Source organism: Nostoc sp. JL33, assembly GCF_017114985.1.
Taxonomy (GTDB): Bacteria; Cyanobacteriota; Cyanobacteriia; order Cyanobacteriales; family Nostocaceae; genus Nostoc.
In genome coordinates, this window is the sequence record NZ_JABXKP010000008.1 from 26,385 (window position 1) to 46,090 (window position 19,706).

Annotated in this window: 16 protein-coding genes; 15 read left to right on the forward strand and 1 reads right to left on the reverse strand. The window is 41.9% G+C overall.

Features of this window, described 5'->3' with window-relative positions:
• The first annotated feature begins 14 nt into the window (after nucleotides 1-14).
• From hpsB to HWQ23_RS01190, 15 genes are all read left to right on the forward strand, one after another.
• A complete protein-coding gene (gene hpsB, locus HWQ23_RS01120; RefSeq protein WP_292822939.1) occupies nucleotides 15-740 on the forward strand; it encodes a hormogonium polysaccharide secretion pseudopilin HpsB in 726 nt (241 codons plus the stop codon).
• Between the two features lie 360 nt (nucleotides 741-1,100).
• Nucleotides 1,101-2,159, forward strand: coding sequence for a hormogonium polysaccharide secretion pseudopilin HpsC (hpsC, locus tag HWQ23_RS01125; protein ID WP_292822940.1), 1,059 nt, complete (start codon nucleotides 1,101-1,103; stop codon nucleotides 2,157-2,159).
• Between the two features lie 73 nt (nucleotides 2,160-2,232).
• Nucleotides 2,233-2,916, forward strand: a complete 684-nt coding sequence (locus HWQ23_RS01130; protein ID WP_292822941.1) for a pilus assembly FimT family protein — start codon at nucleotides 2,233-2,235, stop codon at nucleotides 2,914-2,916.
• Nucleotides 2,917-3,110: 194 nt separating this feature from the next.
• Complete coding sequence (gene hpsE / locus HWQ23_RS01135) at nucleotides 3,111-4,091, forward strand: hormogonium polysaccharide biosynthesis glycosyltransferase HpsE (protein ID WP_292822942.1); 981 nt, start codon at nucleotides 3,111-3,113, stop codon at nucleotides 4,089-4,091.
• Between the two features lie 25 nt (nucleotides 4,092-4,116).
• Nucleotides 4,117-5,118 (forward strand): hormogonium polysaccharide biosynthesis glycosyltransferase HpsE, encoded by a 1,002-nt coding sequence (gene hpsE / locus HWQ23_RS01140; RefSeq protein ID WP_292822943.1) that lies wholly within the window; start codon nucleotides 4,117-4,119, stop codon nucleotides 5,116-5,118.
• Entirely contained in the window at nucleotides 5,111-6,166 is a 1,056-nt protein-coding gene (locus HWQ23_RS01145) for a glycosyltransferase (RefSeq protein ID WP_292822944.1), read from the forward strand. The genes hpsE (HWQ23_RS01140) and HWQ23_RS01145 overlap by 8 nt, the downstream gene beginning before the upstream one ends.
• Entirely contained in the window at nucleotides 6,132-6,698 is a 567-nt protein-coding gene (locus HWQ23_RS01150; RefSeq protein ID WP_292822945.1) for a pilus assembly FimT family protein, read from the forward strand. Before HWQ23_RS01145 ends, HWQ23_RS01150 begins: the two co-directional genes overlap by 35 nt.
• A gap of 36 nt (nucleotides 6,699-6,734) precedes the next feature.
• The gene (locus HWQ23_RS01155; RefSeq protein WP_292822946.1) at nucleotides 6,735-7,382 is read left to right on the forward strand and encodes a TIGR04282 family arsenosugar biosynthesis glycosyltransferase; all 648 of its coding nucleotides are present in this window, start codon (nucleotides 6,735-6,737) and stop codon (nucleotides 7,380-7,382) included.
• Nucleotides 7,383-8,161: 779 nt separating this feature from the next.
• Nucleotides 8,162-9,004 (forward strand): hormogonium polysaccharide biosynthesis protein HpsJ, encoded by an 843-nt coding sequence (gene hpsJ-B / locus HWQ23_RS01160; protein ID WP_292822947.1) that lies wholly within the window; start codon nucleotides 8,162-8,164, stop codon nucleotides 9,002-9,004.
• A gap of 119 nt (nucleotides 9,005-9,123) precedes the next feature.
• Nucleotides 9,124-10,032: a glycosyltransferase family 2 protein gene (locus HWQ23_RS01165; RefSeq protein ID WP_292822948.1), complete on the forward strand. Its 909-nt coding sequence runs from the start codon at nucleotides 9,124-9,126 to the stop codon at nucleotides 10,030-10,032.
• A gap of 277 nt (nucleotides 10,033-10,309) precedes the next feature.
• The gene (locus tag HWQ23_RS01170) at nucleotides 10,310-11,551 is read left to right on the forward strand and encodes an RNA-guided endonuclease InsQ/TnpB family protein (protein ID WP_292822949.1); all 1,242 of its coding nucleotides are present in this window, start codon (nucleotides 10,310-10,312) and stop codon (nucleotides 11,549-11,551) included.
• A gap of 253 nt (nucleotides 11,552-11,804) precedes the next feature.
• Complete coding sequence (locus HWQ23_RS01175) at nucleotides 11,805-12,578, forward strand: DUF502 domain-containing protein (protein WP_292823036.1); 774 nt, start codon at nucleotides 11,805-11,807, stop codon at nucleotides 12,576-12,578.
• A 297-nt stretch (nucleotides 12,579-12,875) separates the two neighbouring features.
• Complete coding sequence (gene nusB / locus HWQ23_RS01180; RefSeq protein ID WP_292822950.1) at nucleotides 12,876-13,517, forward strand: transcription antitermination factor NusB; 642 nt, start codon at nucleotides 12,876-12,878, stop codon at nucleotides 13,515-13,517.
• Nucleotides 13,518-13,687: 170 nt separating this feature from the next.
• Entirely contained in the window at nucleotides 13,688-15,343 is a 1,656-nt protein-coding gene (gene ftsY / locus HWQ23_RS01185; RefSeq protein WP_292822951.1) for a signal recognition particle-docking protein FtsY, read from the forward strand.
• 1,423 nt (nucleotides 15,344-16,766) lie between these two features.
• Nucleotides 16,767-18,155, forward strand: a complete 1,389-nt coding sequence (locus HWQ23_RS01190; protein ID WP_292822952.1) for a PP2C family protein-serine/threonine phosphatase — start codon at nucleotides 16,767-16,769, stop codon at nucleotides 18,153-18,155.
• A 250-nt stretch (nucleotides 18,156-18,405) separates the two neighbouring features.
• Here the strand turns inward: HWQ23_RS01190 and HWQ23_RS01195 are convergent, their stop codons facing one another.
• Complete coding sequence (locus tag HWQ23_RS01195; RefSeq protein ID WP_292822953.1) at nucleotides 18,406-19,692, reverse strand: homoserine dehydrogenase; 1,287 nt, start codon at nucleotides 19,690-19,692, stop codon at nucleotides 18,406-18,408.
• Between the last annotated feature and the right edge of the window lie 14 nt (nucleotides 19,693-19,706).

Consider the following 19,706-nt stretch of genomic DNA (forward strand, 5'->3'; position numbering starts at 1 on the left):
ACTGGTGAGTAACTATGATTAAGCACAAACAACAGCAAGTAAGTCAACCATCTGATGAGTCTGGTTTCACGATTATTGAGTCACTGGTAGCAATAATCGTAGTTGCTATTTTACTGGCAGCGATCGCGCCTACAATTGTGATTGCAACAGCAACTCGCGTCCAATCAAAACGCGTGGAACTAGCCACACAAGCTGTCAGAACTTTCATTGATGGTGTGAAAACCGGAGCAGTGACAACCCCTGCTACCACTATTACATTGCTTCAATCAACCGATGCAACCAGGAGTTTAGCTGATAATTTACTTACCACCGGTGCCACCGGAAATATGCCAGTTCCTACAGCATCAACATCGTTATATTGCGTGACAAAAGACGTAAACAACAACCTAACTATTAGTCCCCCAAACTGTACAAGCAACCTATTTTACATTCAGGCTGTAAAAATTATAGGAGCAGGAAGTACCCCAATTGATACCACAACAGGTCTACCAATCGATGGTTACGGTTTAGGAATTCGAGTTTATCGATCAGATATTGACTTTACTAAAACTGTCAACGCTAGCGACAGTAGTAACAATAAAAGACAAAACACTTTTACTGGGACTTTAGGCAATACCCAATCCCCACTAGTGGAAATGACCACTGTAATTGCTTCTAAAAACACTTCCTTCAATGCTCTGTGTCAGCGTCTTGCTATTCCTCCCACCAATCCTGTTACTAGTAACACCACTTGTAATTAATCCTATGCAGTCAGGTTGAAAGCTGACTTTTCAGGTTATGTGGAAAAACCAACGCGAAACCTAACCCCCTAGCCCCCTTCCCTACAAGGGAATGGGGAAAATTCAAAGCCTCTCTCCTTTTAGGAGAGAGGTTTGGAGAGAGGTTTTCCAGATATGTAGTAGTGAATATAATTCGCCTGGGCGACTAGAAGTCGCGGCTACACAGACAAAACCTGCCTCCGCAGGTTAACAAACCCTTGAATTTGTATTAGTCCACGGAGGCGGTCACTGAGCTTGTCGAAGTGTGGACTTTAGTTATGTAGTAATGAATTATATTCGCCCAATACTTTTAAAATATCCTCTAAGGGGCAGACCGAAGTTATGAAGAATGTACTCAAATTTATTCTCAGCATTCAGCTGAAACGCTCTAAGTTTGTTCAGCAAGTTAATGGTTTTACCCTGATAGAACTTTTGGTAGGCTTATTGATAGCATTCCTCGTGCTGACACCACTGCTAGGATTCATGGTTAATATTCTCAGTACAGATCAGAAAGAGCAAGCAAAGGCAAATTCTGAACAAGAAATCCAGACAGCAGTTGATTACATTGCCAATGATTTACAACAAGCTGTCTACATATATAATGGAGCTGCACTGACTACCAATTCAAACACTACCCCAGCAAGCTCAGGAATTCAAGACCAAATACCCCCTGTTAAAAAAGCTGGTATTTGTGATTCTTCTAATACTACTGTTAGTTGTCAACCAATTCTGGTGTTTTGGAAACGCAAGTTTCTCTCAGGTGCAATTACACTTTCCAGCAGTACTACAGGCAGCACTACAGCAAACAAAATAGATGACACTTTTGTTTACTCATTAGTTGCCTACTATTTAATCAAAGATAGTAGTACTACTTGGTCAAAAGCGGCTCGTATTGCCAGATTTGAAATTAGCGATGGAGTCCTGGCTGCTAGTGGTACTACTACTGGTACTGCTGGGAATTGTGGTACTGACTATCCCAATGACAAATATATTGACACCAGCCACTGCCCCGATGCAGGTTTTCAGCGTTTTAACCTGAATCTAGCAAGTGCCACAGGTCTAACTCAGAAAATGAATTCATGGAAAACAGCCTCAACAGCTTACGGTCAACAACCTTTAGTACTAATTGATTATATCGATCAAACCTCTATTGGTTCAGCAACTCTTACTTGCCCGACGGCAGTACTTAACTCAGCCATAACTCCAACACTTAGCTCAGGTACTTTTATGGGCTTTTATACTTGCGTTGATGTTCCCAACACGACAGCACAGGTGTTTTTACGAGGTAATGCACTAGCGCGGTTGCAAACTAGCAATTTTGATTACTCTTCAAATAACCAAACTTACTTTCCAACAGCAAATGTCCGCGTGCAGGGACATGGATATTTATTTAGTAAATAAACTTGATAATACACAGCACAACTAATGATGGGGCATTATGGGCAATCTAACTTTAAAGTTATTCCACGCTAAGATGTGTAATAAAGACACCAAGGAGCAATTTTATACTCAACAAGATGCCGGATTTACCTTGATAGAATTAGTAGTAGTAATACTGATGATTGGAATTTTATCAGCGATCGCAGCTCCTAGTTGGCTTGCCTTTGTAAATCGGCAACGGGTAAATAAGGTTAATGACGCTGTTTTCGCCGCAATGCAAGAAGCACAGAGCCAAGCTAAGAAAACTAAACTTAGCTACAGTGTCAGTTTTCAGAAAAATAGCGCAGATCAAGGTATATACGTTGCTATTTATAGTACTAATGCTGGAATCAGCAGCATCAGCACATGGAAACTTTTAGGGGCAGATGTGGGAGCCAATTCTAATCAATTACTGCTGGGCGCAAATCTCAGTAGTACAAATATTGTCAATTCTACTTCTAAAGTATCCAACCCTGGTTCAAGTGTGTTAACAACTTCAAGTCCATCAGCAACGATTACCTTTGATTCTACGGGAGCTTTAGCAACTTCAACATCTCCATCAGCTCCAAACTTTGGAACACCTATAGCCCCTTCGACAGATCCACCTGGCTTAAAAATAGTGGTAGCTGTACCAAGCTCTGCAAACTCTACAACATTGCCTAGTACTGTGCAGCGATGCGTGATTGTGGAAACTCTCTTGGGAACAATGGTAACAGCAAAAGACTCCCAATGCAATTAAGGAGTTTTTATAGCAAAATTTTATAAAAATACGTAATAATACTGTATATAAAACTGCACATTGATAGCAAAATTGAAACATCATGTGCAGTTTTAATGTTTGATAGATTTATTTAAAAACCACTGATAAATTAGCCATTGGCTGAACATATAAAAAGCGTCCTAATCAAAACCTCAAAATGTAACTTTTGTCAAATGACTGAAAACCTTGACTTTACTGTAGCTATCCCAACTTATAACGGTGAAAGTCGTTTGCCTGAACTACTAGAACGACTACAAAACCAACTTCACACCGAAAATTTATCTTGTCTGCAACACGCTTTGCGATGGGAAATTATAGTTGTAGACAACAATAGCACTGATAACACAGCTAAAGTTGTCCAAAGCTATCAACAAAATTGGCAGTGTCCTTACCCTTTAAGGTATTGCTTTGAAGCGCGACAGGGAGCAGCTTATGCCCGAAAAAGAGCAGTTGCAGAAGCTAAAGGTAGATTCATCGGTTTTCTAGATGATGACAACTACCCACTATCAAATTGGGTAGCCGCAGCTTATGCTTTTGGTGAAAAATATCCCAAGGCGGGAGCTTATGGCAGCCAAATTCACCCTGACTGGGAAGTAGAACCACCAGAAAATTTTGCTCGAATTGCTCCATTTTTGGCAATTACAGAGCGAGGTAATTTACCGCTATTATATGAAGCAGCCAGAAAATTACTACCCCCCTCTGCTGGACTTGTTATTCGCAAACAAGCGTGGTTAGAAAGTGTCCCAGATAAGTTTATTTTAACTGGGAGAGTTCAAGGCAATATGCTTACCAGTGAAGACTTAGAAATGTTGTCTTACATCCAAAAATCAGGATGGGAAATTTGGTATAACCCAGAAATGGAAATTTTTCACAGAATACCCAAGTTTCGTTTACAAAAAGACTATTTAATTCCGTTTTTTCGAGGTATCGGACTTAGCCGTTATGTAACTAGAATGGTTAATATAAAACAGGTGTATAGACCAGTTGCTCTTTTATCTTATATGATAAATGATTTACGTAAAATTACTTTACACTTACTCAAATATCGAACAAAACTAAAACATGATTTGGTAGTTGCTTGCGAAATGGAACTTTTTTTAAGTAGTTTCATTAGTCCTTTTTATCTTTGGAAAAACGGATATTTCAAAAAATAAATTATTAAAAATTTAGGTATTATGTATGAGTGAATTATTAGTTGAAAATTTAGATGTGAGCGTAGCCATTCCTGCATATAATGGAGCAACCCGTTTACCTAAAATTTTGGATAAGCTATTAACCCAGACAGGAGTAGAACAACTTAACTGGGAAATTATTATTGTGGATAACAATAGTTCTGATAACACATCTGAAATCATCCAGAATTACCAAAAAATATATGATGAAAGTTGTCATTTAAGATATTTTTTAGAAACCGAACAGGGAGCCGCTTTTGCACGACTGCGAGCAGTACGTGAAGCCAGAGGCCAGCTAATCGCATTTTTAGATGATGATAACTTACCTGCTTCTGATTGGTTAGCCCAAGCATATACCTTTGGATTGGAGCATCCTCAAGCAGGTGCTTGGAGTGGACAGATTCATGGTGATTTTGAAGTAAAACCACCAGAAAATTTTGAAAGAATTCAAGCTTTTTTAGCTATCAGAGAACATGGTTCAAATCCACATTTGTTTGATGCAGATAATCTAAGACTTCCTCCTGGTGCGGCGCTTGTTGTTCGCAAACAAGTATGGTGTGATAATGTACCACAACGACCTACTTTAAGTGGGAAGTTGCCTGGTATTTTAGTGCAGGGTGATGATTATGAACCATTGCTTTACATACATTATGCAGGTTGGCAAATTTGGTATAACCCTACTATGCATACTTATCATCAAATACCACATTGGCGACTTGAGAGAGATTACCTCCTAACTTTGGCACGCGGCTGTGGCTTGTGTATTTTCCAGTTACGTTTGATAAATACTAAAAATTGGCAAAAACCAATAGTGTTTGTGAAAACTATTTTGGGGAATCTACGCCGAGTATTACAGCACCTCATTCAGTATAGAGGGCAATTGAAAACTAATCTAATTGCACTTTTTGAGATGGAGTTTTACTTGGCTAGTATGATGAGTCCTTTTTACTACTTAAAATGTAATCTAGGCAGAGGCTCAAAAAAGAAACCAGTCCTATTAAATGATTAAAAACAACAAAAGGTTGCCCATAGTTTCTGTAGTTATACCAGCTTATAATAGCGAAAAAACTATTAAAGAAACAATTCAATCTGTTTTGAACCAAACTTTTACTGACTTTGAATTAATTGTAATTAATGATGGTTCAAAAGACTCAACTTTAGAACTTGTTACACAAATCCAAGACTCACGAATAAAAGTATTTTCCTATTCTAATGCTGGCGGAAACGTCAGCCGTAACCGAGGGCTACACCGTGCAGTTGGCGAATTTGTTAGTTTCTTAGATGCAGATGATCTTTGGACACCTGATAAACTTCAGTCTCAGTTAAAAGCTCTGCAAGAAAACGTTACTGCGAAAGTTGCTTATAGTTGGACTGATTATATTGACACAAAGGGTCAATTTCTATTTTCAGGTAAGCGCATTAATGTAAATGGAAATATTTATGAGAATTTATTACTAAATAACTTTCTAGAGAATGGTTCTAATCCCTTAATTTGTAGAAAAGCTTTAATTACATTAGGTGGCTTTGACGAATTTTTAACTGCGGCTCAGGATTGGGATATGTGGCTGCGATTAGCTTCTAAGTTTGATTTTATCTGTGTACCATCTGTACAAATTTTATATCGCATAAGTCCTAATTCAGTTTCTTGCAATCTTCTCAGGCAGGAAAAATCGTGCCTGCAAGTGCTTGAGAGAGCGTACAAGGAAAGACCTTCCACACTTAAGAATACTTGGAATATCAGCCTAGCAAATTTATACAAATATCTGACCTGCAAAGCCCTACAAACGCCGTTTAATCGACAAAAAGGTTTAACTGCTGCAAAATTTATATGGAAGTATTTTCTTAACGACTCTTCAAGATTTCAGAATATAAATTTCACCTTAAAAATGTTATTGAAAATTGTCATAATTTTTACCTTACCCTCTTTGCTCTCCAGTATTACTAACCAACGCAAAGCAAGAAACCCAGAACCGGAAAGATTGCTCAACAGATGGGTAGCTGAAAAACGACCAGAAAACAAAAATGGATATTCAAGTGCATCTACCGTCTCTATTTAATGCAAAAAATCTCTTGAATAAGCACTCTAACAGTGGTTTTACCTTACCAGAGATGTTAATAGTTATTGTATTAATTGGTATATTAGCTACGCTGGGAATACCCAACTGGCTAGCTTTTGTGGACACTCAACGCCTTAACACTGCCCGAAGCGAAGTTCACCTTGCTATGCGCCAAGCCCAAAGCCAAGCTGCCAAAGAAAAATTGACTTGGCAAGCTAGTTTTCGTGAACAAAACGGTATTGTTCAATGGGCGGTTCATCCTGTTACAGTCAACCCATCTGATGCTAACTGGAATAATCTACATTCTAATGTGCGTTTAGATGCGGAAACAACCCTACAAGAAACAAATGGCATCAGGCAAATCCAATTTGATTACAGAGGTAATGTTAAGCAACCACCGCTAGGACGAATAACACTATCTAGCAAGTCTGGTGGTAAAGCTAAACGTTGCATTTTTGTTTCGACGATTTTAGGAACAATGCGAACAGCAAAGGAGCATACTACAACTGATGACGACAAGTATTGCTATTAAAATATTTTTTGTTGAGTTAATTAGACAAGGTATTGTGTGCTGAACTTACCAGCAAACCCAAAACAGCACTTGATTATTTTCACTCGCTATCCAGAACCAGGTAAGACAAAAACTCGATTGATACCTGCTTTGGGAAGCGTTGGCGCTGCTAATCTTCAACGCCAGATGACTGAATATACAATATTTCAGATTCAAGAATTGCAAAAAGCCATTGCCATATCTGTGGAAGTGCGCTTTGCAGGTGGCGATTCGCAACTCATGCAAGACTGGCTGGGGTTGGATTTCGTTTACCAGTCTCAAGGTGAAGGCGATCTAGGTTTGCGGATGGCGCGATCGCTTGGAAATGCTTTTCAATCTGGTGCAGAAAATGCAATTATCATCGGTACAGATTGTCCGGGAGTGAATGCCCAGATTCTAGCAACAGCCTTTGAGAAGTTACACGCCTTTGACCTCGTACTTGGCCCTGCGATCGATGGTGGATATTACTTAATTGGTTTGCGCCAACCCATCCCGGAGTTATTCGTTAACATCGAGTGGGGAACTGCTCAAGTATTCCAGAAAACCGTGGATATTGCCGACAAACTGAATTTATCACATGTCAACTTGTCGCCTTTAGCTGATGTTGACCGACCAGAGGATCTGCCGATTTGGGAACAAGCGCTTGCAGGGGAGATGGAAAAATGAGGGAGATATAAGGGACTGACAAATAAAAAAATACCCAAAAAACTGGCGAAAAAACTCTCTCCTCTTTATTCCTCTGTGTTCTCTGTGCCTCTGTGGTAGCCTACGGCAAGCCCTTCTCCTGTCGGAGACCCTACGCGAACGGGTGACGCTCCTACGCTAACGCTTCGCTAACAGCAGTCGCTCATGGGGGAAACCCCCTGTTCCCGCGCTGCTTCACCGCTCCGCGTCTACGTTTATTTGGGTAATTTATTTCTTGGAAGTCCCTAACAATTTTTCTATAAATGCAAGACAGACTAGAGGCGCAGCATCTGTCATTGGTGTGAACTTAAGGTTATGACCCTACAGCATAAGTCTTTGGGGTTCGTCCTAGTACACTAAACTTTTGATCCCCCCTAACCCCCCTTAAAAAGGGGGTTGGGGGATCTGATATTTTTGTCAACTAACGTTTTCACGTTAAGTTGACACCAATGCACATTTGTGCAGCCCTACAAAAGGACTGTATTACGACCGATTGAGAACTGTAATAAGTGAAATCGAGTAACTAATGAGTTTTTTCTTACAGCACCGTATTAAAGTAGTATTTTAAAACACTAATATTTTCCTGAAGACACTGTAGATAACAAATGTTACTGTGGCCTAGTTGAAAACCAAGAGGCAGATAGCCTTTACCAGTATTGAATCTGCTTTGTGTTTCTACACAAATGTTACGCTCATGGGCACAATATTCAAGTAGCTTGAAATATGAAAATCACTCGTATTCACCGCCAGTTTGAAAAACTATGGTTAACCGTTTTACTTCCGTGAGTACTGCCCTCACACTTAAGGTAGTTGGAATAATCTGCATTTTGTCCTTTTTCGTTGACTTTTTGATTCTATTGTTACCCTTTCAACCTACTGATCGGGTATGGCAAATCAACTTGGCAACAGCGCTAGTTGATCGGGGAATTGTTCCTTTAGTAGGTTTGGGGCTTCTGTTTGCTGCCTATTGGATTGATAGTGCTGATGCCGGAAGCGATCGCCCCGAAGGTATGGATTTAAGATTTCCTGCTGTGATCATCTCAAGTATTTTAGGGTTGATGTTCTTACTGATTTTTCCCCTGCACCTCAATAACGTCAATCAAGCTAAAACTCAAACAGTCAACCGCATCACCCAAGAAGCAGATCAGGCAGAAAATCAACTGAACACTCGGTTATCGCAATTGCAAGCACAACTGACTACTGAGCAAGGAAAAGCTCAACTAGAGCAGCTGCGAAACCAAACCAAAGCTCAGTTTAGTGAAATCCTCAAAGATGATCAAAAATATAAGCAAGCCCTTGAAAGCCCTCAAATTCCCGCAAATATCAAAGAGTTACTGAAGAAGGCTAAAACAAATCCCCAAGTACTTGACAAAGCTATCGAACAACAAACAGATATTCAGACGCTGCAAACTCAACAACTGAGCCAAGTTCGTCAGCGCAGAGACGAAGCACAACAACAAGCTAAAGATACTGCTTGGAAGTCTGGATTACGGATTGGGATTAGCAGTTTGCTGTTGTCCATTGGTTACATTATCATTGGCTGGACAGGCTTAAGAGGTAGAGGTGCTGTACAAGGTGGTAAACCTAGAGCTACCGCACGCTAATTCACTATTGGCATGGCAGTAGGGCATATCCAATAATTGTTGACGGCTGATACTGCCATGCGCCCAATAAGAGTAAAAAGGCAATTATCACTGAGTAAAATCACTATAAAACTTGGCTAATGTTCTCAATTTACATACTGACATATAACGAAGAACTAGATATTGCTGCTTGTATCGAATCGGCGATGCTATCGGATGACATCATTGTTGTGGATTCATGCAGTAGCGATCGCACTATGGAAATCGCTAGTCGCTATCCCATCCGCGTCGTCCAACACGCTTTTGAAAGCCACGGACGCCAACGCACCTGGATGTTAGAGTCTATCCCCCCGAAGCATAAATGGGTTTACATTCTCGAAGCTGACGAGCGCATGACACCAGAACTGTTCGCGGAATGCGAAAAAGCAAGTCAGAATCCAGGCTACATCGGTTACTACGTGGCTGAACGTGTGATGTTCATGAATCGTTGGATTCGCTACAGCACACAGTATCCCCGTTACCAAATGCGACTCTTCCGCCACGGTAAAGTGTGGTTTACAGACTACGGTCATACTGAGCGGGAAGTTTGTGAGGGTGCAACTAGCTTTTTAAAAGAAACATACCCACACTACACTTGTAGCAAAGGCTTGAGCCGTTGGATTGAAAAGCACAACCGTTATTCTACAGATGAAGCTCAAGAAACATTGTATCAATTAGAGCAAGGAAAGGTTAACTGGGGAGATTTATTCTTTGGCAAATCGGAAATCGAAAAACGCCGCGCCCTGAAAGATTTGTCTTTGCGTTTACCCGCCAGACCGTTCCTACGGTTTATATACATGTATTTTATCTTAGGCGGCTGTTTAGATGGACGCGCTGGACTTGCTTGGTGTACATTGCAGGCATTCTACGAATATCTGATTTTGCTCAAAGTTTGGGAAATGAAGTATCTACCAAAACCTAATTTAGACGCAACAGCAATTCTGGCACAGGAGAGTATCCAACAGTTGCAGTGCGTGGATTCTGAAACTACACAGGCTGATGTGGCGTAAAGGGAACTGGAGATTAGAACGATTCCCAGTAAAATCAAAAAGCAGCGATCGGGCGGGTAGGCGATCGCAAAATCAGTACGGGCGCATAGATGTGCTAGACAGATCCCCACCTTCTTTGAGAAGTCGGGGATCTTGGCTCAAATGTGAGTGACTGACCAGATAAAATAATTCCTCAGTTTACCCGGTGGTACTTTCACAATCATCAGTGTCAACTAGAAACAACCTGGAATATAAGTTCTTTTCGCTATACAATTAGATGTACAGCGAAAAGGTTTTTATGTACCTGACTCAAAAGAACCAAATTCGTGATCTGAATAAGACTGAGTTTCTGGCTCTGCGAGAACTGTGCCGGCTGAGTAAAAATCTCTACAACGTAGGGCTTTACACAGTTCGGCAATACTATTTTCAGGAACGCAAGCACTTACGCTATGAGTCTGTTTACCACTTGTGCAAAGGAAATGAGAACTATCAATTTCTCAACACCGATATTGCCCAGCAAACGCTGAAAGTGGTAGACAGGACGTTTCACAGTTTCTTTGGGTTGATTAAAGCCGTCAAGTCTGGGAGTTATCAGCAGCAGGTGAAACTTCCTCAGTACTTGCCTAAAGACAGCTATTTTGTTCTCATAATTCCTCGGTTGAAAGTAAAAGATAGGAAGTTTAAGATTCCAATGTCTGCTGCTTTCAAAAAGCAGTTTGGCGAGGTTTCCATTGCATTCCCTGACAGGCTTGACAGCAAAGCAGTCAAAGAGGTTAGGATTCACCCAAGATATGATGCTCGATTCTTTGAAGTTGAGTTCGTCTCTAAAGTTGAAGTCGAACGTGTAGAAACTGTTCCAGATAGTGCCATTGCCATTGATTTTGGACTGGACAATCTGGCAACTTGTATTGATACCAATGGGGCATCCTTCATTGTGGATGGTCGCAAACTCAAATCTATTAACCAATGGTTCAACAAGGAAAATGCCAGATTGCAATCTATTAAAGATAAACAGAAGATTGAATGTCTTACTGAGCGTCAATGCAGACTTTTTATCAATCGTGGGAATCAAGTTAGGGATTATCTCAACAAGTCGGCACGGCTGATTATTGCCCACTGCATTGAGAACAAGATTGAGCGAGTTATCGTCGGATTCAATCTTGGCATGAAACAGCAAATCAATATCGGCAGTCGCAACAACCAGAACTTTGTTCAAATTCCTTTTTACAGTTTGAGAGGCAAGCTTAAAGCTCAATGCGTGCGATACGGTTTGATTTATCAAGAGCAAGAGGAATCTTACACCAGCAAGGCTAGTGCTTTGGATAGTGACGAGTTGCCCGTTTACAACGCTGATAAACCTGCTACATACGAGTTTTCTGGTAGGCGAGTAAAAAGGGGGTTGTATCGGACTGCATATGGACATCTGGTTAATGCGGATTCAAATGGGGCTGCGAATATCGGAAGAAAAAGTAAGCAGAATGGTTTTACCGGACTGTCTAGAGGCTGTTTGGCACAGCCGTTACGAATCAAGATCCACTAGGGTTTTATCTCTTAAGAATCTCAGTTACCAAGCGTGCTGAGAGTGTCAATTACAAGTCTTACAAAAAAAGTAATATGCTCTGAGAAAAACCAGTCGCCATCGGATTAGTTGATGTCTATGTGTATGCTGTAAGAAAATAGCTGATTTCCAGCAACAAGTACGTGTTTTTGTGGCAGCAGCCAACTTGCTAGCCTTTTAGACAGTTACTTACAGCAGAAGCTGCCAAAGTTAAAGTCTTCGGAATTTGACGAATCTGCTGGTATACATAACCAATAACAAAAGTTCCTCTAGCTTAAAACAGGAGAATCGAGGCTTGGTAATCGATCGCCTAAAACAGGACTTAAAAAACGACCTGATTGCTGGTTTGTTGGTAGTAATTCCCCTAGCAACCACTATCTGGCTGACAATTACCATTGCTACTTGGGTAATCAACTTCCTTACCCAAATTCCCAAACAACTAAATCCCTTTGATGGGTTAAACCCAATTTTAGTAAATATACTGAATTTATTAGTAGGATTAGCTGTACCACTACTAAGTATACTATTAATGGGATTGATGGCTCGGAATATCGCAGGGCGGTGGTTGTTAGATTTTGGTGAGCGATTATTACAGGCAATTCCCTTAGCGGGACAAGTATACAAAACTCTCAAACAGCTTTTAGAAACAATCCTAAAAGATTCTAATGGGAAGTTTCGCCGTGTAATTTTGGTAGAGTATCCCCGCCGAGGAATTTGGGCGATCGCCTTTGTCACTGGTGCAATCAGCAGTGATATCCAAGCCCAGATGTCTCGCCCCGTGCTAAGTGTTTTTATCCCCACCACCCCGAATCCGACTACTGGATGGTACGCAGTCGTTCCTGAAGACGAGGTGGTAAATCTCTCCATGTCCATTGAAGACGCTTTTAAAATAGTTGTATCAGGTGGCATTGTTGCCCCCAATACGTCCTTGGTTTTCGCCAAAGAGTCCACACGGGAAGTGAAATACGACGAAATCAAGCAGGAGGTTATTCCCGTTGAAGAAACGTGAAGAAGGCAGCTATGCTGGAGTTTGGAATAAAGATAGCGGCTTCACACCCCATCTAATTCCAAGCCATCAACTCGGAGATTTTAACGCTCTTGACTTAAACTCCAAGAAAAGCTCTGGTTGCGACAAGACATACAAGACATATATATAGGATTCCTTCTGCCTCCTGCCTCCCCCGAATCAATCTGGCAAAGTCATAAGCAAATGCGTAATGTTGTTGTTTGACTGTGCAAAAATTGATATAATTGTAAGTTTGGCCCGCCTAGTTAATCAGTTCTCGCACAATCACCCCTCAGTTTTATGCAACCTCGTAAACCCCAGCAAATTGCTCGTGAATTGGCGCTTTTAAGCCTTAGCCAATTACCAGTCAACCCAAAAAAATTAGATAAATTGGAAGACGATCAATTAGTATCCAAGTTGGTGCTAGGAGCAGTACGCACTCTAACCTCAGAAGTGCAAGATACCCTTGATAATGCCGCAGGTGAACTGCAACGCAGTAACGATCGCCTCTTAAGTAGCCAAACTCGGGCTTCCGACATCAATACTGCCAGAACAATGCTGCAAGAAGCGATCACCTGCACCCAGACAGCAATCAATCAGTTGGGTACGGCAGTTGATTTCCCAGTATTGATTCAGTTAGCTAATCAGGATAAGGGAGTCCGTAATTACGCTAAAGAGCTTGTGATTACCGTCAACGAAAATCGACACATTATAGATGAACTCATTTCTAGTGCCTTAGTAGATTGGCAAGTAACTCGCCTGGCTCAAATTGACCGCGATATCCTCCAAATCGCTGTGGCAGAAATGAAGTTCTTAGGAGTTCCAGACAGTATCGCCATCAACGAAGCTGTGGAGCTAGCCAAACGCTACAGTGGAGACGATGGTCATCGGTTTATTAACGGTGTTTTGCGCCGAGTCAGTGACCAGAAGAAAAGTGCATAGTATTTTATACTTATCTCCCTAGTGAGGAGGATGAGGGAGATGAGGGGGATGTAGCTTTAGCTGACCGCAGGATGGGAGACAAGGAGAATAACCCCCTGTTTGGCCAATACCCCAAGTTAAATTAAACTCATAGCTTATAACTTATAACTCATATAACCAATATTGCTGCAATGGTTTTTAATTGGTTCCGTCGTCAATATAACGATTCCTCTAGCACTCCCTCTGATCAGAAACAGGAAGAAACTTCTCCTGCACCAGAACCCCAACCAGAGCCAGCCGAAACGTCAACACCAACTGCTGAAAGTGCGCCAGAAACAACGGCAGACTTGTTGGCGTTTGCTAAAGCTGCCTACAAAAACATTCAGCAAAAACAACAAGCTGAGGTAGTAGAAACCCCGCCTGATTCAGCAGATACCCCAGCACCATCAGCACAACCTGAAACCGCAATTGCCCAAATCACTGAACCAGAAACAATTGAGGAACCTGTTAGTACAACCTTAGAAACAGCACAGCCAGAAGTTATCCAAGCTGCTACTGAGTCAGAAATTACAGAAGATTCCTCAGTGGCAGCAATTGCTAAACAGCCAGATGTTAAAAGCCCAGAAGTAACCGCAAATGAAGTTGAACCAACACCCACCGAACCACTAGCTACGCCAGAGGCAACAGCACCAGTCACATTATCCTTCTTAGAACGGGCAAAGGCAGAACGGCAAGCCAAGCTGGAACAACTAGTAGCCACCGCCATTGAAGTCCCAGAACCGGAGGCAGCACAGCCCATAGCTGCAACCTCAGAGACAGGAGAGGAAATTCCCGAACTGATATTTGATGATGGATTTGTCTGGTCGGTGAAAGTCCTAGCAGCTCAAGGTAGAAGTCCAGAAGACGTTTCTATGGAAGAAATTACCTGGCTGAAAAAGCTCCGACAAGGGTTAGACAAAACTCGCCGTAGTATTCTCAACCAACTCAAAGCGATCGTTGGTCAAGGGCCGCTAAACCTTGCTGCTGTTACCGAAATTGAGGCATTGCTGCTGCAAGCTGATGTGGGTGTAGAGGCGACAGACTTTATTATCAATGCTCTACAGAAAAAACTTCGAGAAGAAGTTACCGCACCAGAAGAAGCGATCGCTTACCTGAAAAAAATCCTCCGGGATATGCTGGATGCCCCAAGCAAAACATCCCACAAAACTAACTTTACTCCAGAAAAAGAAACCTTAAACATTTGGTTAATCACTGGGGTGAATGGTGCCGGTAAAACCACCACCATCGGCAAAATTGCCCACTTGGGACAAAAATCTGGCTATAAATGCTTGATTGGGGCAGCAGATACCTTCCGCGCCGCCGCCGTGGAACAGGTAAAGGTTTGGGGTAGTAGAAGTGGTGTGGAAGTAATTGCCAATCCTGGAAAGAATACAGATCCGGCAGCAGTTGTATTTGATGCGATCGCTGCCGCCCAAGCACGTCAAACAGAATTACTTCTGGTAGATACAGCTGGGCGACTGCAAAACAAGAAAAATTTAATGGACGAACTCAGCAAAATCCGGCGAATTATTGACAAAAAAGCCCCAAATGCCAAAGTAGAATCACTCTTAGTTCTAGATGCCACTTTAGGTCAAAATGGACTGCGACAAGCCGAAGTTTTCTCCCAAGCTGCCCAACTAAGTGGCGTTGTCTTAACCAAGCTAGATGGCACCGCTAAAGGCGGCGTTGCCCTTGCCGTTGTGCAACAGCTAGGTTTACCCATTCGCTTTATTGGTGCTGGCGAAGGAATTGAAGACCTGCGCCCCTTTTCTAGCTATGAGTTTGTCGAAGCTCTCTTGAGTGGCTAGTTGAAAAATTTGGGGTTAAAAATTTTTCTTGACAAACTGATGAATTTAGTGCTGACTGATCTGCTATCATCACTTGAACTAATTACAAACAAAATACTGCAAACAAATCAACTCCTAAAATCATGAATTTGTCATAATCAATGCGTGGCTTTTGCTAAAATTTCAAGCTAATGCCCTTTTTCATACCCGGAATAGGCTTTTTAAATGTAGCAGCACGGGCATTTAGTTGCGACATCCAAAAGGCCGTCAACTCGCATCTTGCAGCAATTTAAAGGGCAGGTGAGATGCTCACCCCCACAAATACAACTATTGTGGGATGGAGAGCAGTCTAAGCAGTCAGCAGTGCATTGGCGAACCAGCGCGAAGTTCGTAGTAAGGACTTTAGTGCTTATTTTATAAGCCCTTTATTAGTAGCTTGACAAAGTAGTAGGGGTATGAACCTCAGCTGTTTGCCCAGCGCCTACCTCAAGAGAAGGAGGGATTGGAACCATCAGGACTTCGGAGAATCGTCCACAGTGGACTCAAAAAATGAATTGGTGTAAGTAAGCTGGTTCAACACTCGCAGGTGTATTCTCAACTCCTATTTGCGAAAGTATCTAGAAATATTTTATCTAGGAAATCGAGAGGTTTGAACTTTGATGGTTAAACGACAAGACTCTTTCTAGCTTTTGACTTAAAGTTCTTGGAGGATATTTTTTCTAGATTTAGTGTCATCTTTTCTATTCATATCTTACACTTACCAAATGACTCCCACCTAAAATCAATTACAGGCTAATGGTTTAAGTCTGTTATCTCTGACTCAAAAGATAGGGTTATCTCATTTTTATGCCCTTTCAATGGGTTTAAGTTTTGCATCTTCAGCAACTCAAAATTCGCAAAATGAGAAATTCAAAATCGAAAAGCTCAATCTTGGCGATTATCCCGGCAATTATGGTATACAAATTAAGTATTTGAAGACTTATTTACATATTCTCAGGTTTGGGAATGAGTTTAAGTCTGGTTTTTACCAAACCAAGCTCGATTTGAGTGCTTCTAGAGGTTTTCACTCAAAAAACTTCTAGTCTCCTACTTGCCTCTGCCTAAACAGGCACTCTGAAAGCGTGATGAATTATTCTTTGAGTAGAGTATTTTTATGACTTTAGAGATATGCTTTGGGAATTAAGTTATGAAAAAATGAAAAGCTTTCTTAACTATCACCAAAACTAGTAATTTTTACGGGTTGGGTTTGGAGTAAAAATAGATGATTTGAAATTACTAATATTCCATTAGAAATAGAATAAGCAAATAAAATACTTATAAAATTTGCCTGTTACGTCTTTATACTCTTGCTAAAATGACAAGTCTTGTCTAAATATGGTTTAGCAATGCCAAAGCAAAAAGATTTATAAGTAATCTAAAATCTGCCAATATAAAGTGCAATACTGTGCCTGTGTCTCAACTGCCCTCTCAACCCACTGAAAACAATAGTAGTGCCGCGACGGATGTCACACCAGTCGTGGCACTCAAAGAACTTGTAGCAAGGTTGCACCGGGAACAGAACAAAATTCAAGATTTGCTAAGTTCTTTAGGATTTGCCCTGAGAAGTTTCAATAATTTGAATCAGTTTTTGGAACTAATCCCCTTGATGGCAACAAGAGTGACAGATGCAGACGGCAGCGCCCTGTTTCTCTACAAACATGGTCAAGTCAGGTTAGAGCAGTTACATTGGCAAGATAGTCGCCAGCGAAAAAATATCCGCAAAGCGCTAGAAATAGCCAGCAGTCAAATCACGCTTATACCCAATAGTGCCCCTCTAGCGAATGCTACGGGGATTTTGGATGACCAGATGCATCGCTATTTAGGGCCAGATGTGCAAATCTTTGGTACGGCGATTCTGGTGAAGCATACAGAACGGGGATGGCTTTACGTCTTGAGTCGCGATCCAGAATATAGTTGGACAGAAACTAGGCAAAAGTTAGTTAGGTTAGTAGCAGACCAAACAGCAGTAGCGATCGAAAACGATGAACTAGCTGTAGAACTAAGAAAAAAAGAACGCCTAGACCAAGAACTAGAAATTGGCGCAGAAATTCAACGGCGACTTCTACCACGTCAATGCCCGATAATCCCTGGTGTAGTGTTGGCGGCACGCTGTAAACCTGCCAATCGCGTCGGCGGAGACTACTACGACTTTATTGCTACCAATCATAATAAGATTCAGCCCAAGACCAAAGGCGGCACGGAAACTAGTCGCTGGGGTTTGGTTATTGGAGACGTCATGGGCAAAGGTGTCCCGGCTGGGCTAATTATGACAATGATGCGGGGAATGCTACGGGGAGAAGTGCTACATGGTAATTCCCCAGCCGGAATTCTGCAAAACTTAAATAGAGTTATGTATGCGGATTTGGAAAATTCCCACCGCTTTATAACGCTATTTTACTCAGAATATAATCCCCATAACCGAATTTTGTCTTATAGCAATGCGGCACACAATCCTCCTTTGTGGTGGCACGCAGCGACAAAAACTGTCAGCCGTTTAGATACTCTAGGAATGTTAATCGGTTTGGATGCTAACAGCCAATATGAAGATGCCCAGGTACAGTTAGAGCCTGGGGATACAATTATTTACTATACAGATGGCTTGACCGATGCTGCTGCTGCTGGTGGCGATCGCTTCGATGAAGATAATTTTGTCGCTGGCTTCAATACGGCTTGCAAGTACTGCAATGGGCCACAGGAGATTGTGGATTACCTATTTGACCAAGTTCAGCAATTCATCGGTGCTGATAAGCAAAACACTGATGATATGACACTAGTTGTTCTGCAAATTTTATAGTCATTAGCCAATTTTGCTTGGTCAAGTCATGAGTCAATGCTAACGCGAAACCTAACCCCCCAGTACCGCAAGGCGGAAGTCAAAAGTCAAAAGTCAAAAGTCAAAAGTTTTGTATATCAAGGCTTTTGCAAGTTTTAAAATGGTAGCTTGATTTACGCCCTGCTGTACTAGGGTGTTGACTTTCAAAGGAAATCGTCCAAAAACATTAGGCTTCTGGTTCAACACCAAGCGATCGCACTTTGGAGTAATCTCAAAGTACACGCAGTATGCTAGGAATGCTTTCGATCGCTGACAAATTCCGAATTTCTGCCAAAGCTTGCCGAAAATTACCTTCCCGCACATCATGGGTAACAACCACAATCTCTGCCAGTTCCCCTTGAAAGCCAGTTTGGACAATTGACTCTAAGCTAACGCCATAGTTACCAAAGCAAGTACCCAATTTACCGATAACTCCCGGTTGGTCATTGGTGAGGAAACGGGCGTAAAACCGAGTTATCAATTCTGCCATCGGCGCAATTTCGCAGTATTGCTGATGTCCACAAGCTAATAATGGATTTGGTACTGCTGTATTGGTTTTAAGGACAGCAACTAAATTCAAAATATCCGATGTCACAGCACTGGCGGTTGCACCAGCACCAGCACCGGGGCCAAAAAACATTACCTGACCGATGGGTTCTCCTTCTACAAGAATGGCATTGTAAACGCCGTTGATGCTAGCCAAAGGGTGGGCTTGAGGCACTAAGGTAGGATGAACTCTGACGGAGAGGGGAGATGAGGGAGTATCACGTTTAGCGATCGCTAACAATTTAATCACAAATCCCAATTTTTCGGCGTAGGCAATATCTGTCTTGCTTACTTGCCGAATCCCCTCAGTATAAACATCTTGCAGGTTGATCCGTCCACCAAAGCTTAATGATGCGAGGATGGCAATTTTATCGGCTGCGTCTAAGCCTTCAACATCAGCTGTCGGGTCAGCCTCAGCATAACCCAGACGTTGGGCATCAGCTAAGACATCGCTGAAGTTGCTGCCTTCTGTTTGCATCCGCGTCAGAATGTAGTTAGTTGTACCGTTAACGATGCCCGTTACAGTGTGAATACGGTTAACACTTAAAGACTGCTTTAGGGGTTGAATCACCGGAATCCCACCACCCACAGAGGCTTCTAGCATGACGTATACGCCGGCTTGATTGGCAGTTGTGAAAATTTCCGCCCCAAAGCGGGCGATCGCTGCTTTATTGGCGGTAACTACGTGTTTACCATTACTTAAAGCTTTGAGAATGAGCGATCGCGCCGGCTCCAGTCCACCCATCACCTCGACAATTATATCTACCGCCGGATCGTTGACAATAGCTTCTAAATCTGTAGTTAAGACTTCCGTAGACAATTCTACTGCACGGGGTTTATCTAGCGATCGCACTCCCACCCGATAGATTTCTATCTCTTGCAACAATGGGTGACGCCCAGCGCTATCTTGCAACAACTGCACTGTTCCCGTTCCCACGGTGCCTAATCCCAGTATTCCTAGTTTCACACCCATTTTGCACCCAATTT

Coding starts and splice junctions, on each gene's coding strand:
- hpsE (WP_292822943.1), top strand. CDS start 4,117: ATGAGTGAATTATTAGTTGAAAATTTAGATGTGAGCGTAGCCATTCCT.
- HWQ23_RS01150 (WP_292822945.1), top strand. CDS start 6,132: ATGGATATTCAAGTGCATCTACCGTCTCTATTTAATGCAAAAAATCTC.
- HWQ23_RS01130 (WP_292822941.1), top strand. CDS start 2,233: ATGTGTAATAAAGACACCAAGGAGCAATTTTATACTCAACAAGATGCC.
- ftsY (WP_292822951.1), top strand. CDS start 13,688: ATGGTTTTTAATTGGTTCCGTCGTCAATATAACGATTCCTCTAGCACT.
- HWQ23_RS01170 (WP_292822949.1), top strand. CDS start 10,310: ATGTACCTGACTCAAAAGAACCAAATTCGTGATCTGAATAAGACTGAG.
- HWQ23_RS01165 (WP_292822948.1), top strand. CDS start 9,124: ATGTTCTCAATTTACATACTGACATATAACGAAGAACTAGATATTGCT.
- HWQ23_RS01145 (WP_292822944.1), top strand. CDS start 5,111: ATGATTAAAAACAACAAAAGGTTGCCCATAGTTTCTGTAGTTATACCA.
- nusB (WP_292822950.1), top strand. CDS start 12,876: ATGCAACCTCGTAAACCCCAGCAAATTGCTCGTGAATTGGCGCTTTTA.
- HWQ23_RS01195 (WP_292822953.1), bottom strand. CDS start 19,692: ATGGGTGTGAAACTAGGAATACTGGGATTAGGCACCGTGGGAACGGGA.
- hpsC (WP_292822940.1), top strand. CDS start 1,101: ATGAAGAATGTACTCAAATTTATTCTCAGCATTCAGCTGAAACGCTCT.
- hpsB (WP_292822939.1), top strand. CDS start 15: ATGATTAAGCACAAACAACAGCAAGTAAGTCAACCATCTGATGAGTCT.
- hpsJ-B (WP_292822947.1), top strand. CDS start 8,162: ATGGTTAACCGTTTTACTTCCGTGAGTACTGCCCTCACACTTAAGGTA.
- hpsE (WP_292822942.1), top strand. CDS start 3,111: ATGACTGAAAACCTTGACTTTACTGTAGCTATCCCAACTTATAACGGT.